This is a genomic window from Pseudoduganella sp. GW821-FHT05F09 (assembly GCF_059419605.1).
Genome location: NZ_JBWKSD010000003.1, coordinates 531,318 through 545,211, shown reverse-complemented (window position 1 = coordinate 545,211; position 13,894 = coordinate 531,318). Strand labels below are relative to the sequence as shown.

The 13,894-nt window shown below is 65.1% G+C and carries 14 protein-coding genes; 7 read left to right on the top strand and 7 right to left on the bottom strand.

Annotated features, from left to right (window positions below; genetic code table 11):
• Nucleotides 1-27 precede the first annotated feature (27 nt).
• The 3 genes from AC07S4_RS12275 to AC07S4_RS12265 all read left to right on the top strand — a co-directional run bounded on the left by AC07S4_RS12275 (nt 28) and on the right by AC07S4_RS12265 (nt 4,044).
• The gene (locus AC07S4_RS12275) at nt 28-1,977 is read left to right on the top strand and encodes an NHL repeat-containing protein (RefSeq protein ID WP_494986917.1); all 1,950 of its coding nucleotides are present in this window, start codon (nt 28-30) and stop codon (nt 1,975-1,977) included.
• 88 nt (nt 1,978-2,065) lie between these two features.
• Nucleotides 2,066-3,433, top strand: a complete 1,368-nt coding sequence (gene ffh / locus AC07S4_RS12270; RefSeq protein WP_494986916.1) for a signal recognition particle protein — start codon at nt 2,066-2,068, stop codon at nt 3,431-3,433.
• 224 nt (nt 3,434-3,657) lie between these two features.
• The gene (locus AC07S4_RS12265; protein ID WP_161072759.1) at nt 3,658-4,044 is read left to right on the top strand and encodes an SWIB/MDM2 domain-containing protein; all 387 of its coding nucleotides are present in this window, start codon (nt 3,658-3,660) and stop codon (nt 4,042-4,044) included.
• Nucleotides 4,045-4,111: 67 nt separating this feature from the next.
• On the opposite strand, the gene AC07S4_RS12260 is transcribed toward AC07S4_RS12265, so the two are convergent.
• The 4 genes from AC07S4_RS12260 to AC07S4_RS12245 are packed head-to-tail and all read right to left on the bottom strand — an operon-like array spanning nt 4,112 to nt 9,362.
• Nucleotides 4,112-5,500 carry an alkaline phosphatase gene (locus AC07S4_RS12260; RefSeq protein ID WP_494986915.1) on the bottom strand — a complete coding sequence of 463 codons (1,389 nt, stop codon included), beginning with the start codon at nt 5,498-5,500 and terminating at the stop codon, nt 4,112-4,114.
• 14 nt (nt 5,501-5,514) lie between these two features.
• Nucleotides 5,515-6,915, bottom strand: a complete 1,401-nt coding sequence (locus AC07S4_RS12255; protein ID WP_494986914.1) for an alkaline phosphatase — start codon at nt 6,913-6,915, stop codon at nt 5,515-5,517.
• A gap of 57 nt (nt 6,916-6,972) precedes the next feature.
• Nucleotides 6,973-7,632 carry a lytic transglycosylase domain-containing protein gene (locus AC07S4_RS12250; RefSeq protein WP_494986913.1) on the bottom strand — a complete coding sequence of 220 codons (660 nt, stop codon included), beginning with the start codon at nt 7,630-7,632 and terminating at the stop codon, nt 6,973-6,975.
• A 5-nt stretch (nt 7,633-7,637) separates the two neighbouring features.
• Nucleotides 7,638-9,362: a proline--tRNA ligase gene (locus AC07S4_RS12245; protein ID WP_494986912.1), complete on the bottom strand. Its 1,725-nt coding sequence runs from the start codon at nt 9,360-9,362 to the stop codon at nt 7,638-7,640.
• 203 nt (nt 9,363-9,565) lie between these two features.
• Between AC07S4_RS12245 and AC07S4_RS12240 the strand changes: the two genes are divergently transcribed.
• Nucleotides 9,566-10,315, top strand: a complete 750-nt coding sequence (locus AC07S4_RS12240) for an RNA pyrophosphohydrolase (protein WP_494986911.1) — start codon at nt 9,566-9,568, stop codon at nt 10,313-10,315.
• A gap of 36 nt (nt 10,316-10,351) precedes the next feature.
• On the opposite strand, the gene AC07S4_RS12235 is transcribed toward AC07S4_RS12240, so the two are convergent.
• Nucleotides 10,352-10,933 (bottom strand): malonic semialdehyde reductase, encoded by a 582-nt coding sequence (locus AC07S4_RS12235; protein ID WP_494986910.1) that lies wholly within the window; start codon nt 10,931-10,933, stop codon nt 10,352-10,354.
• 108 nt (nt 10,934-11,041) lie between these two features.
• Between AC07S4_RS12235 and AC07S4_RS12230 the strand changes: the two genes are divergently transcribed.
• On the top strand, nt 11,042-11,473 hold the full coding sequence (locus AC07S4_RS12230; protein ID WP_494986909.1) for a DUF1841 family protein: 432 nt from the start codon (nt 11,042-11,044) through the stop codon (nt 11,471-11,473).
• 64 nt (nt 11,474-11,537) lie between these two features.
• On the opposite strand, the gene AC07S4_RS12225 is transcribed toward AC07S4_RS12230, so the two are convergent.
• A complete protein-coding gene (locus AC07S4_RS12225; RefSeq protein WP_494986908.1) occupies nt 11,538-11,879 on the bottom strand; it encodes a c-type cytochrome in 342 nt (113 codons plus the stop codon).
• Nucleotides 11,880-11,890: 11 nt separating this feature from the next.
• On the bottom strand, nt 11,891-12,229 hold the full coding sequence (locus tag AC07S4_RS12220; protein WP_161072766.1) for a c-type cytochrome: 339 nt from the start codon (nt 12,227-12,229) through the stop codon (nt 11,891-11,893).
• Nucleotides 12,230-12,434: 205 nt separating this feature from the next.
• On the opposite strand from AC07S4_RS12220, the gene AC07S4_RS12215 reads away from it, so the two are divergent.
• Together AC07S4_RS12215 and AC07S4_RS12210 are read left to right on the top strand one after the other, a co-directional pair.
• Entirely contained in the window at nt 12,435-13,298 is an 864-nt protein-coding gene (locus tag AC07S4_RS12215; RefSeq protein ID WP_494986907.1) for an AAA family ATPase, read from the top strand.
• Nucleotides 13,298-13,894 carry a GNAT family N-acetyltransferase gene (locus tag AC07S4_RS12210; protein ID WP_494986906.1) on the top strand — a complete coding sequence of 199 codons (597 nt, stop codon included), beginning with the start codon at nt 13,298-13,300 and terminating at the stop codon, nt 13,892-13,894. Before AC07S4_RS12215 ends, AC07S4_RS12210 begins: the two co-directional genes overlap by 1 nt.

Genomic DNA, 13,894 nt, shown 5'->3' with positions numbered 1-13,894 from the left:
GTTGCTAATTCCATAGCAAGGACTTCCATGCCCCAGCACCGCCGCACCCTGCAACAGCTCGCCCGAGCCCTGCTGATCTTGCCCGCCCTGCTAGCCTTGCCCGCCCTGATGTCGGCCTGCGGCGGCGGCAGCGGCGCCTCGCCTGCGGTGACGCCCCCGGTGGGGAACCCTCCCTTGGTCACGCCGCCCGTGGTCACGCCGCCCGTGGTGCCGCCACCGGTGGTGCTGCCCGCCTATGTTGACCCCGGCCCGGCCGGATTGACACTGCTGGCCGGCGGGTTCGATGCCCGCACCATCATCGACGGCAGCGGCGTTGCAGCCCACTTCAGCTACATCCGCGACATTTGTCCAGACAACGCAGGCAATTACTATGTTGCGGACGAGGAAATCGGCGTCCGTACTCCGGGCGCGTCCCAGTCCTTGTCCCGCCGCGCGGTGCGCAAAGTGAGCGCCTCCGGCGTCGTTACCACGGTATACAGCAGCCGCTATGAGTCCGACGTACGCGAGGAGGGGAGCAACATTTATGCGCTGGCCCCCGCCACCGACGGCGGCGTCTATGTGCTGGAACCGCACGGCGGCAAGCGCCTGCTGCGCATCGCCGCCAACGGCGACGCCAGCGTCGTGCTCAGCGGCGAGGCCGAGCTGGGCAAGCTGCGCGACCTCGTGCCGGCCCCGAACGGCGGCGTCTATCTGCTCTACACCCAAAGCATCCGCTTACTCGACGCCAAAGGCGGCAGTACCCTGCTCGCCGGCAATGACAGTAATCCCGACGCGCTCAATGTCGATGGCCAAGGTGGGGCCGCGCGCTTCGCTTACATCGCCAGCGGCAGCCTCACCCGGCAGGGTGATTTGCTGGTCTGGAGCGGCCGGGGGGACGGGGATGGCGTCCGCCGCGTCACTGCCGGCGGGGTGGTCAGTACGCTGCCGGCCATACAATTGCCCGCCTTCACCCTGGGGGAGACAACGGTTACAAGCGTCATCGCCGATGCCAACGGCGGCCTATATTCCTTGCTGCTGGGCCGCCAGCACTATTGGATATACCAGGTCAGCGCAGACCGGCAGCTCAGCGAAGTCATCAGCGCCGACATGGTGCAAGACAGTTTCAGCAACAATCCGGGCTCTCCCGTTGGCCTGGCCAGCGGCAGCGACGGCAAACTGCTGCTGCACTCCCTCGCCGAATTGCGCCTGGTCAGCGGCAAGCAGGCGCTGCCGTTTGCAGGCCTGCAAAACAGCTGGGGAATGGACCTGGACGCGACCGGCGCGGCGGCCCGTTTTGCCGCCCCCGACCTGCTGGCGGGCGACCGGACAGGCAATACCTATGTCATTGACCACCCTGGCGCCTTCATCAATCCCATCGTGGGCGAAGCTGGCGGCCTGTACCTGCGCAAGGTGGCGCCGGATGGGCGCGTGAGCACGCTGAAAGTGGCGCCCGCCATGAAAATCCTGACCGCCATGGTGAGCGATACGGCCGGCAACCTGTATCTCAGCGAACGCAGCTTCTCCAGTTACCACACGCCGAGCTACGGCGGCGGCATCCACAAAATTACGCCCGACGGCAGCATCACCTTGCTGGCCGGGGAAGCCAGTCCGCAAGGCAGTTTCAACGCCAGCGTCGTTGACGGCGTCGGCAGCGCAGCCAGGTTCGCATGGCCGATTGTGGTGGGCGTCGACGCCGACGGCAACGTCTATGCCAAGGACTCCGCGGCCAAGCCCTTCCGCAAGATTGCTCCGGACGGCACCACCACCAGCCTGGATGCGCTGCCGTCCGGCCTCGGCCTGGCCCCGGACGGCCAGCGCTACGAACTGACCGACACCGGCGTGGCGCGCGTGGCGGCCGATGGCAGCAAGACCGAAGTAGCCAGCTTCGCCAGCCTGCCGCCCGGCGCCGCCAAGCCGCGCGCCATCGCGTCCACCGGACAAAACAGTTTGTCGCTGCTGGTGGGCGAAGCCATCTTCAAGCTGGTGCTGCCGCGCTGAGCCGCTGCCATTGCATGCGGCGCCCGGGGCGAATCGGGCGCCGCCATAAGGTAGAATGGCGGTTTCGTCGCATTCACGTAGGCACAACATGCTAGACAATCTGACTCAGCGCCTTGCCAAGGTCGTCAAGACCATGCGCGGCGAGGCGCGCCTGACCGAAGCCAACACCGCCGAGATGCTGCGCGAAGTGCGCATGGCGCTGCTCGAGGCCGACGTGGCCCTGCCGGCCGTGCGCGACTTCATCGCCAAGGTCAAGGAAAAAGCCCTGGGCGAGGAAGTGCTGTCCTCGCTGTCGCCGGGCCAGGCCCTGGTGGGCGTGGTGCAGCGCGAGCTGGCCGCCCTGATGGGCGCGGACCTCGGTCCGGAAGCGTCGCAGCTGTCGTTCGCCCAGCAGCCGCCCGCCATCATCCTGATGGCCGGCCTGCAGGGTGTGGGTAAAACCACCACCGTCGGCAAGCTGGCCAAATACCTGAAGGAAGAAAAGAAGAAGAAAGTGCTGACCGTCTCGGCCGACGTCTACCGTCCCGCCGCGATCGCCCAGCTGCAATCGGTGACCGGCCAGGTCGGCGCCGACTTCTTCCCCTCCACCGCGCAGGACAAGCCGGTCGACATCGCGCTGGCCGCGCTGGACTGGGCCAAGAAGCACTACCACGACGTGCTGATCATCGACACCGCCGGCCGCCTCGGCATCGACGAAGAGATGATGAAGGAAATCGCCGCCGTGCACGCGGCGGTCAAGCCGATCGAAACCCTGTTCGTGGTCGACGCCATGCTGGGCCAGGACGCCATCAACACCGCCAAGGCCTTCAACGACGCGCTGCCGCTGACCGGCATCGTGCTCACCAAGCTGGACGGCGACTCGCGCGGCGGCGCCGCGCTGTCGGTGCGCCACGTGACGGGCAAGCCGATCAAGTTCGCCGGCGTGAGCGAAAAGCTGGACGGCCTGGAGCCGTTCGACGCCGCCCGCATGGCCAGCCGCGTGCTGGGCATGGGCGACATCATGGCCCTGGTGGAAGAAGCGCGCAAAGGCGTGGACGCCAAGGCGGCGGCCGACCTGGCCGCGAAAGTGAAATCAGGCGGCAAGTTCGACATGAACGACTTCAAGGCGCAGCTGGGCCAGATGAAGAAAATGGGCGGCATGGCCAGCCTGGTCGACAAGCTGCCGGCCCAGTTCCAGCAGGCCGCCGGCGGCGCCAATATGGACCAGGCGGACAAGCAGGTGCGCCGCATGGTCGGCATTATCGACTCCATGACCAAGGCCGAACGCGCCAAGCCGGAGCTGATCAAAGCGACCCGCAAGCGCCGCATCGCGGCCGGCGCCGGCGTGCAGGTGCAGGAAGTGAACCGCATGCTGAACCAGTTCGAGCAGATGCAGACCATGATGAAAAAGCTGTCCGGCGGCGGCATGATGAAGATGATGCGCTCCATGAAAGGCATGATGCCGGGCCTGCGCTAAGCGCCCTTCCCCGAATGAAAAGCCGGCCGCGCGCCGGCTTTTTTTACGCCCGCGCGCGGGGTTTTCTCACCGCCGCGGTGCGTAAGCCCAGCATTGGCGGGCTTTACGTGGCGTTTCCGAGAAAAAACTCGAAAAACACTTGCATAGTCGGCAAATCCCCACCAATATTAGCCGTGCGATTGAATTGCGCAACTTTTCCCTGTGTTCGTTAAGGAGGCTCGAATATGGCAACAGCCAAGAAAACCCCAGCAGCACCAGCAAAGAAAGCAGCAGTAGCAGCAAAGCCTGCGGCCAAGAAAGCAGCGCCGGCTAAAACCGCCGCCGCCAAACCAGCCGCCGCGAAGAAAGCCGCAGCACCACGCAAGCCGAACGCCGCCTTCATGAAGGAACTGACCCCATCGGCTTCGCTGGCCGCCGTGGTAGGCGCCTCCCCGCTGCCGCGCACCGAAGTCACCAAAAAAGTCTGGGACTATATCAAGAAGCTGAACCTGCAAGACGCGGCCAACCGCCGCATGATCAACGCAGACGACAAGCTCAAAGCCGTCTTCGGCGGCAAAGCCCAAGTGTCCATGTTCGAAATGACCAAGCTGATCTCCGATCACTTGAAATAAGAGCCTGCGCGTGCGCAGCGCACACTAAGCCCCCGTCGCACTGCGACCGGGGCCTTTTTTTTGCGCGTCAGAATCCGAACGCGGCCTTCATCAATTCGAACACCCTGGTGTTCTCCATCGTCCCCTTGAACGCCTGCGCGCCGGCGCCGGTGGCGTACAGCTTCACGTCGCCGCCGCCATGCGTCTCGCCCTTGATGCGGATGCCCGTCTCCTGGTGGTAGTCGTCGCCCAGCGCGGTCTCGCTGGACACGTCGGCGCGCTCGTTGGGCCGGTTCGGGCCGTTGCCGAAGGCCAGCGCGGTGTAGCTGCGGCCGTCCGCGTCGCGCGCCGGCGTGCCGTCCGCGTTGCGCACAATGTCCAGGATGGGATTGCCGCGCCGCGCATTGCCGTTGAAGGCCAGCGTGTGGTCATGGTCGGCCGTGATCACGATCAGCGTGTTGCGCAGGCCGGGATCGAGCAGCTGCATGCGGTCGATGGCGGTCTGGATGGCGTCGTCGAAGGCCACCAGGTCCACCAGCGCGTGCTTGGCATTCGAGTCGTGCAGGCCGTGGTCGATCTTGCCGCCTTCCACCATCAGGAAGAAACCCTCCGGCCTGGCCGACAACAGCGTAATGGCCTTGGACGTCATCTCCGACAGCGACGGCTGCGTGGCGGCCTCCCCTTTCGGATTGCGCGCGCCGCGCTCGAGCTCATAGGCCAGATGGTCTTCCTTGGCATACAGGCCCACGAACTTGCGGCCCGGCCTGGCCTGGTCCATCTGCGCCTTGTCGGTGGCCACCGCGTAGCCGCGCGCGGCCAGTTCGGCCAGCAGGTCGCGGCCGTCGGCCCGGCCCTTGGTGTTGGCGGCGCTGTACGGCGTGAAGTGGTGGCGGCCGCCGCCCATCAGCACGTCCAGCCCGTCGCCCAGCGCCGCGTTGTAGCCCGCGCCGCCCGGCACCGCCTGCGCCGCGATGGCGTAGCCGCTGTTGCGGTGGCAGCTATGCGCGTAGGTGGAGGCCGGCGTGGCGTGCGTGGCCTCGGTGGTGGTGACCGCGCCCACCGCCTTGCCGTGCGCCTTGGCCAGCTCCAGTATCGTCGCCGCGGGCCGGCCGTTGGAGGCGGCGCAGGTGTCGATGGTGAGGTTGCCGTGCGCGTCCTTCTTCGGCGCGCTGGCCTTGGTGTCGGACGACATGGAGATCACTTCGTTCTGGATCTTCACGCCGGTCATGTAGGAGCCCATGGAGGGCGCGCTGTCGGTGGTTTGCGCATCCTGCGAGTAGGTCTTGATGCGCGCCACGCGCTCGATGCGCTCGAACTTGAGCAGGCCCTCTTCCTTGTACTGGTAGATGCGCGCGGCGGTGATGGCGGCCGGCCCCATGCCGTCGCCGAGGAAGAAGATGATGTTCTTCGCTTCCCCGGCATGGACGCTGGCGCTTGCCGCCAGCAGCAGGGAGGAAATTGCGAGACTAGGTTTCATATTGTTTTTATCCTTTACCAGCCGGCCGCGTTCTTGAGCAGCGTATGGACTTGCGTGTTGTCCAGCGTGCCCCGGAAGTCCGCCGCGCGCGCGCCGATGGCGCCGAGGTAAACGTCGGTGCCGCCGTTGGTGGTGCCGCCGGGCGCCATGCGCACCGTGGCCTCCTGGCGGTAGCCCGGCTCGGTGACGATGGCGTCGCTCAGCAGCGAGCCCCCGGCGCGGCTGCCCTGCACGCGGTTCACGCCGTTGCCGTAGCCGATGATGGTGTAGGGGACGTCGTCCAGGTCCTTGTAGTAGCTGCCGTTCGAGTATTTGCGCACCAGGCCCAGCACGCCGGGTTCGGTGGCGGTGGTCTTGCCGGTGCGGATGGAGTAGCCGTTCAGTATCAGCGTGCTGTCGCTGCTGGCGGTCATGACGATCAGCGTGTGTTTGAGGCCGGGGTCGATGGCCTGCATCTTGGCGATGGCCATTTGCAGCGCCTTGTCCAGCGCCACCGTTTCGTCGAGCGCGCGGCGCGCGGTCGACGCGCGCTGCGCCTGGCCGATCTGGCCGTTGCCCACCACCAGGAAGAAGCCCTTGCCGCTGCCTGCCAGCACGTCGATGGCGGCCGAGGTCATGGCCGGCAGCGACGGCGCCTTGGCGCCGAAGATGCCCGCCACGCGCTGGCCCGCAGCCGGTGCCAGCGCCTGCAGCGCGGCCGCGTCGGCCACCTGCTTGTAGCCTTTGCCGCGCAGCTCGGCCAGCAGGTCGCGGCCGTCGGCGCGCTTGTGGAAGTACTGCGCGCCGCCGCCCAGCACCACGTCCAGCCCGCCCGCCAGCTGTTCGTTGTAGCCCGCGCCGTCCGGCACCAGCGCGGCGGCGATGTCCTCGTTGCGCGTGGCCTGGCAGGCGTGCGCATAGCCTGCCGCCGTCAGCGGGTCCGTCACGCTGGCCGCGTTGACCACACCCGCCGCCCAGCCGCGCTTGCGCGCCAGCTCCAGCAGCGTGGCCGGCGCGCGCGGCGCTGCACCGGCACCTGCACCGGCACCGCAGCCGCTAACGGCGAGCTGCCCGTTATTGGTCTTCACGCCCGTCATGTAAGCCGACATGGCGGCGGCCGTATCGGTCACCTGCATATCGTTGGAATAGGTTTTGACGTAGGCCGCCTCGGGCAGCGTATCGATGGTGAGATCGCCGGACTCGCCCACGGCGTAATTGCGCGCGGCGGTCAGCGTGTTGATGCCCATGCCGTCGCCGACCAGGAAGATGATGTGCTTGAGCGCCGCGGATTCAGCCGGCATGGCGGGCGGCAGCGGCGCCGGCGCCTGCGGGCCCTGCTTCGAGCCGCTGCCCGCGCAGCCTGCCAGCGCGCCGAGCGCGGCGGCGATGGCGGCAATGGCCAGCTTGTCCGCCGTATTCCGAATCCGATTTTTCATGGCCTGTCCCAGTGTCGCAAAGGCAGCCATCTTATCTGAAATCGGTGCGGCGGAAAATCAGATCGGAGGGGAGGTCTTCCAGTTGTTCCACGCCGCCAGCACGGCGTTCGGATAGTCGGGCCGTCCGCGCGAGCCGTTGTAGCGGCCCAGCGCCAGGAACAGGTTGCCGCGCTCCATGTCGATATACATGCGCAGGATGGCGCAGCCGTAGCGCAGATTGGTCTGCATATTGAACAGCTTGCGGCGGTCGCTGTCGCCGATCACATTGGTCCAGAACGGCATCACCTGCATATAGCCGCGCGCGCCCACCACGGACACCGCGTACTTGCGGTAGGCCGATTCCACCTGGATCAGCCCCAGCACCAGCCCCGGCTCCAGCCCGGCGCGGCGCGCTTCGTACCACGCGGTCTCGAGGAACTCGGTGCGCATCTGCTCGTCGGGCAGCTTGCGCTTGAGGCGCGCCGACATCTGCCCCAGCCACAATTCGTAGCGCTGGCGGTCGGCGGGATTGCTGAAGCTGGGCTTGGGCGGACGGGCGTCCAGGATGGCGTTCGACAGCGCCAGCCGCACGGTGTCGGCCAGCGCTTCTTCCTGCTGGTTGCCGGCAAAGCCGAACGGCGCGCCCAGCACGCCGGTCGAAAACGCCAGCACATGCCACCAGCGCAGCGGCCTGGCCCAGAAACGGCGCCGTTCCGCGCCTGTGCGCTGATGGATCATGCTGTTCACTGCTGCACTTTGCCTTTGATGAAGTCCACCACCTCGGCCAGCGGCACCGGGGTCGCTTCGGTATCGCGGCGGCCCTGGTATTCCAGGTTGCCTTCCTTCAGGCCGCGCTCGCCGATCACCACGCGGTGCGGCACGCCGATCAGTTCCCAATCGGCGAACATGGCGCCCGGACGCAGACCGCGGTCGTCCACGATCACGTCGATGCCGGCTGCCTGCGCGGCGGCGTACAGCTTGTCGGTCTCTTCCTTGACCAGCTCGCTGCGGTCATAGCCCATCGGGCACAGCACCAGCTCGAACGGCGCCAGCGAGGTCGGCCAGATGATGCCCTTGTCGTCGAAGTTCTGCTCGATGGCCGCGCCCAGGATGCGGGTCACGCCGATGCCGTAGCAGCCCATCTGCAGCGGCGCGGCCTTGCCGTTTTCGTCCAGGAAGGTGGCCTTCATGGATTCGGAGTAGGCGGTGCCCAGCTGGAACACGTGGCCCACTTCGATGCCGCGCTCGATCGCCAGCACGCCCTTGCCGTCCGGCGAAGGATCGCCTTCGACCACGTTGCGCAGGTCGGCCACGATGGCCGGCTCGGCCACGTCGCGGCCCCAGTTGGCGCCGGTGTAGTGGAAGTCCGCCTCGTTGGCGCCGGTGATGAAGTCGGCCATATTGGCCACGGTGCGGTCGGCCACCACGGTGACCGGCGCCTTGGTGCCGATAGGACCCAGGTAGCCCGGGATGCAGCCGTACACTTCCAGTATCTCCGCCTCGGTGGAGAAGCGGTGGTTGGCCAGGCCGGGCACTTTGCCGACCTTGATTTCGTTCAGCTCATGGTCGCCGCGCAGCAGCAGCATGAAGTACTGCTTCTTGCCGTCTTCCTGTTCCACGGTCAGCGCCAGCGTCTTGAGCGTGTTGCTCAGCGCGGTGCCCAGCAGCTTGGCCACGTCCTCGCACTTGGCCGCTTTCGGCGTGGAGGTCTTCACCAGTTCGGCGCCGGGCGCGGGACGGGTGCCGGTGGCCAGCGCCTCGGCCGCTTCCATATTGGCCGCGTAGTCCGAGCTTGGGCAGTACACCAGCGCGTCCTCGCCGGTGGAGGCGATCACGTGGAATTCATGCGAGCCGGTGCCGCCGATGGCGCCGTTGTCGGCCGCCACCGCGCGGAACTTCAGCCCGAAGCGGGTGAAGATGCGGGTGTAGGCGTCGAACATGACTTTGTACGACTGCTGCATGCCGGCCAGGTCGCGGTCGAAGGAGTAGGCGTCCTTCATGGTGAACTCGCGGCCGCGCATCAGGCCGAAACGCGGACGGCGCTCGTCGCGGAATTTGGTCTGGATGTGGTAAAAATTCAACGGAAGCTGCTTGTAGGATTTAATTTCCGAACGAACAACATCGGTGATCACTTCCTCGGACGTCGGCTGGATGGCGAACTCGCGGCCGTGGCGGTCTTTCACGCGCATCAGCTCAGCGCCCATCTTGTCCCAGCGTCCGGTCTCCTGCCACAGCTCGGCCGGCTGCACCAGCGGCATCAGCAGCTCAATGGCGGCGGCGTTGTTCATTTCCTCGCGCACGATGGCCTCGACCTTGCGGATCACCTTCAGCCCCATCGGCATGTAGGTGTAGATACCCGAGCCCAGGCGTTTGATCATGCCGGCGCGCATCATCAACTGGTGGCTGACGATCTCCGCGTCGGACGGCGCTTCTTTGAGAGTTGAAATAAAAAATCGGGAGGCACGCATACGGTGAATTCTTTTTAAAAAGAGAGAGTTATAATCAACCTAATTTTAAAGGATTAGCTGGCTGATGCGTCCATACTTTATACAAATGCGTTCATTAGATGGCCCGCCGACGGTTTTCATACCCCGAAAACCGGGCTGGCGCGCAGGTTTGTGGGCAAAAATATAAGAAGGACGTACTGCAAGCAGAAAGTTTGAGGTGCAACATGCTCGACCGTGAAGGGTTTCGGCCCAACGTCGGCATCATCCTGCTTAACGCCCATAACGAGGTGTGGTGGGGCAAGCGGGTGCGCGAGCACTCATGGCAGTTCCCGCAAGGCGGGATCAAGTACGGCGAAACGCCTGAACAGGCGATGTACAGGGAGCTAGAGGAAGAAATAGGATTACGGGCGGAACACGTCAAGATCGTCGGCCGCACCCGCGACTGGCTGCGCTACGAGGTGCCGGACCACTTCATCAAGCGCGAAATACGCGGCCACTACCGTGGCCAGAAGCAGATCTGGTTTCTGCTGCGCATGTGCGCGCGCGACAATGACGTGAACCTGCGCCTGACCGACCACCCCGAGTTCGACGCCTGGCGCTGGCACGAGTACTGGGTGCCGCTGGACGTGGTGATCGAGTTCAAGCGCGACGTGTACCAGCGCGCCCTGCAGGAACTGTCGCGCTTCCTGACGTGGCCGGCGCACGGCAACGGCGGCAACCGCCACCACACCTCGCGCTACCTGCGCCAGCCGCACGCGCCGCGCAACGGCGGCAACGGAGCGAACGGCGGCGGCAATGCCAATAATAATGGCAATGGCGGCAATATTGCCAGCCGGGCAATCGCCGCAGTGGCCGCCAACGCGGCCAACGCGGCCGACGCCGCAGCAGCGGGCGGCGCCCCGGCCCTGGTCGGCGGCGATCCCTGCGACTGCGCGCCCGACACGCCCGGCATCGTGCAGCCGGGCCAGGAGTAAAGCAAAACGGACGCCTCGGCGTCCGTTTTTTTATGCTCAGACGATTTTGCAGGCGTCCTCGAACGGCAGGCGCTGCGCGCGCGGCCGCAGCTTCTCCGGCACGCCGTAGCCCAGGCTGCACAGGAAATTGGCCTTCAGCGTGGTGCCGGCGAAGAAGGCCTCGTTGACCTTGCCCTCGTCGAAGCCGGACATGGGGCCGCAGTCCAGGCCGAGCGCGCGCGCCGCCAGGATCAGGTAGCCGCCCTGCAGCGAGGAGTTGCGCATGGCAAAGGTGTCTATCATGGCCGTCTTGCCGGCGAAGAAAGCCTGGCCGTCCACATGCGGCGACAGCAGCGGGAATTTCTCGTAGAACGCCGTGTCCATGGCCACGATGACGGTCACCGGCGCCACTTCAATCTTGGGGCCGTTGCCGGGCGAGGCGCAGGCGGCCAGCTCGGCGCGCTGCTCGGCCGACTTGACGAACACAAAGCGCGCCGGCGAACCGTTGAAGGCGGTCGGCGCCCATTTCAGCGTGTCGTACAGCTGGTGCAGCAGCTCGTCGCTGATGTCGCGCGGCTGCCAGCCCTGATGGCTGCGGGCTTGGTGGAACAGGGTGTCGAGTGCTTCTTGGTTCAGCATGCTGGCTCCGGGCAAGATGGTTTAAATTACATTAATGAACTGGCTCAGGGTACACAAATCCGCGCCAAGGTACAATATCGGCTTCCAGCAGCCCTAGTCCTCCCTCTTATGTTCAATCCGTCCTCCGACGATGTGCGCCGCTTCTTCTGCGCGGTCTTCCAGAAACAGCGCGCCAACGAAATCCTCACGCCGCTGGAAATCATGGCCGGCGACTGGATACGCCACCACCCCGAGTACGAAGACGTGCTCAGCGACGTGGAAGCGGCGCTGGCGCGCGACTATTCGGTCGACAGCGGCCAGACCAACCCTTTTTTGCACCTGTCCATGCACTTGTCCATCGACGAGCAGATCTCCATCGACCAGCCGCCCGGCATCCGCGCGGCCGCCACGGCGCTCACGCTCAAGCTCGACTCGGCGCACGAAGCCCAGCACGAGATCATGGAATGCCTGGGCGAGATGATCTGGAACGCCCAGCGCAACGGCCAGCCGCTGGACGCGCTGGCCTACATCGAAGCGGTGCAGCGGCGCGCGGCGCGCTGAGGCGAACGGCAGGACGAAAAAAAAGCCACGCGATGCGTGGCTTTTCTTATGCTGCGGCGCGCAATCAGCGGTGCACCGCCAGCGTGCCAGGCAGGCTGTGCAGATACGCTGCCAGATCCTTGATGTCCTGGTTGGTCAGCGGCTTGACCTGGCCGGTCATGATGGCGTTGCTGCGGCCGTTGGCTGCGTCGCCGCGCTTGTAGGCGGTCAGCGCGTGCTGCAGGTAATCCTTGTGCTGACCGGCCAGCTTGGGATACGACGGGTCGATCGGCGAGTTGTAGTCCTTGCCGTGGCAGGCCGCGCAGCTGTACTTCTCGGCCAGCGCCTTGCCGGCGTCGATATTGCCACCGGCGGTGGCGGCGAAGGAAGCGGAAGCGCAGACCAGGGCGATAATCAGTTTTTTCATGTGCGTGGCCCTCATTTCTGCGCGGTTTTCTGGGTCTGCTGCGAATAGTAGGCAGCGATGTCGGCGATATCCTGGTCCGACAGGCTGGTGGCGATGCCCTTCATGGACGGATGCTTGCGCTCGCCTTTCTTGTAGCCTTGCAGCGCATTCTCGATGTACTTAGCCGACTGGCCACCAATCATAGGCACCTGGAACACCTCGGGGAAAGTGGCTTTGTAGCCTGGGATGCCGTGGCAACCGATACACATTTCGATCTTGGCTGGAGCCGCCTTGGCGTCTCCAACGATGTCCGCCGCTGCGGCAACGTTGGCGATGCCTGCAAGCACGAGAACTGCGTAGATTTTTTTCATGGTGGATGGCTAAGTTAACGTCAGTAATATTGATGATACTGATACGATACTGCGATGCTCCGAGGGCATAAAAGTTGACTTTTACGCCAACAGCGAACGATTCTAACTCAATAACAAGTTGCGAGTCCACATCATCCGCCCGCAGTGTGGTATAGCGATCTGGCATATACTCGGGACATCCAATTTCCACTACGAGACAGCATTCATGCACGCTAATAATAAAGGCCAGCGCTTCCAGGGCTCCGACAACTACGTCGCCACCAACGATCTGAAACTGGCCGTGAACGCGGCGCTCACGCTGCAGCGCCCCCTGCTCATCAAGGGCGAGCCCGGCACCGGCAAGACCATGCTGGCCGAAGAAGTGGCCGCCGCGCTCAACATGCCGCTGATGCAGTGGCACATCAAGTCCACCACCAAGGCCCAGCAAGGCCTGTACGAATACGACGCCGTCTCGCGCCTGCGCGACTCCCAGCTGGGCGACGAACGCGTGCGCGACATCCACAACTACATCGTCAAGGGCGTGCTGTGGCAGGCCTTCACCGCGCCCGAGCCGGTGGTGCTGCTGATCGACGAGATCGACAAGGCCGACATCGAATTCCCCAACGACCTGCTGCGCGAACTGGACCGCATGGAGTTCTACGTCTACGAGACGCGCGAAATGGTGCAGGCCAAGCACCGCCCGCTGGTCATCATCACGTCCAACAACGAAAAGGAACTGCCGGACGCCTTCCTGCGCCGCTGCTTCTTCCACTACATCAAATTCCCGGACAAGGACACGATGGAGCAGATCGTCAAGGTGCATTACCCCACCTTGAAGCAGGACCTGCTGGCCACCGCGCTGCAAACCTTCTACGAAGTGCGCGACGTTCCCGGCCTGAAGAAAAAGCCGTCCACCTCCGAATTCCTGGACTGGCTCAAGCTGCTGCTGGCCGAAGACATCCCGCCCGAAGCGCTGCGCAGCAAGGACGCCAAGGCCGTGGTGCCGCCGCTGCACGGCGCGCTGCTGAAAAACGAGCAGGACGTGCACCTGTTCGAGCGCCTGGTGTTCATGAACCGGACCAACCGCTGATGAACGCCTTGCTGGCCAATTTCGCGCCCACGACGCTGGAGCTGAACGGCGTGCGCCTGGAGCCGCTCGGCCCGCAGCACGCCGCCGGCCTGCGCGCCGCCGCCTGCGACGGCGAGCTGTGGAAGCTGCGCATCACCTCCGTGCCCGAGCCGGACATGGTGGACGCCTACATCGCCGCCGCACTCGAAATGCGCCCCGGCCGCTACGCCTTCGCCGTCATCGACACGGCCAGCAACACCGTGATCGGCAGCACCAGCTACCACGACATCGTGCCCGCGCTGGACCGCGTGGAAATCGGCTACACCTGGTACGCGCGCAGCCGCCAGCGCAGCTACGTCAACACCAGCTGCAAGCTGCTGCTGCTCACGCACGCCTTCGAAACGCTGGGCTGCGCCGTGGTCGGCTTCCGCACCGACAACTTCAACCACGCCTCGCAGGCCGCCATCGAGCGCCTGGGCGCCAAGAAGGACGGCGTGCTGCGCCACCACGGCCTGCGCCGCGACGGCACCGTGCGCGACACCGTCATGTACAGCATCGTGCGCGGCGAATGGCCTGAAATCAAAGCGCACCTGCGCTACAAGCTAAGCAGAGACTAA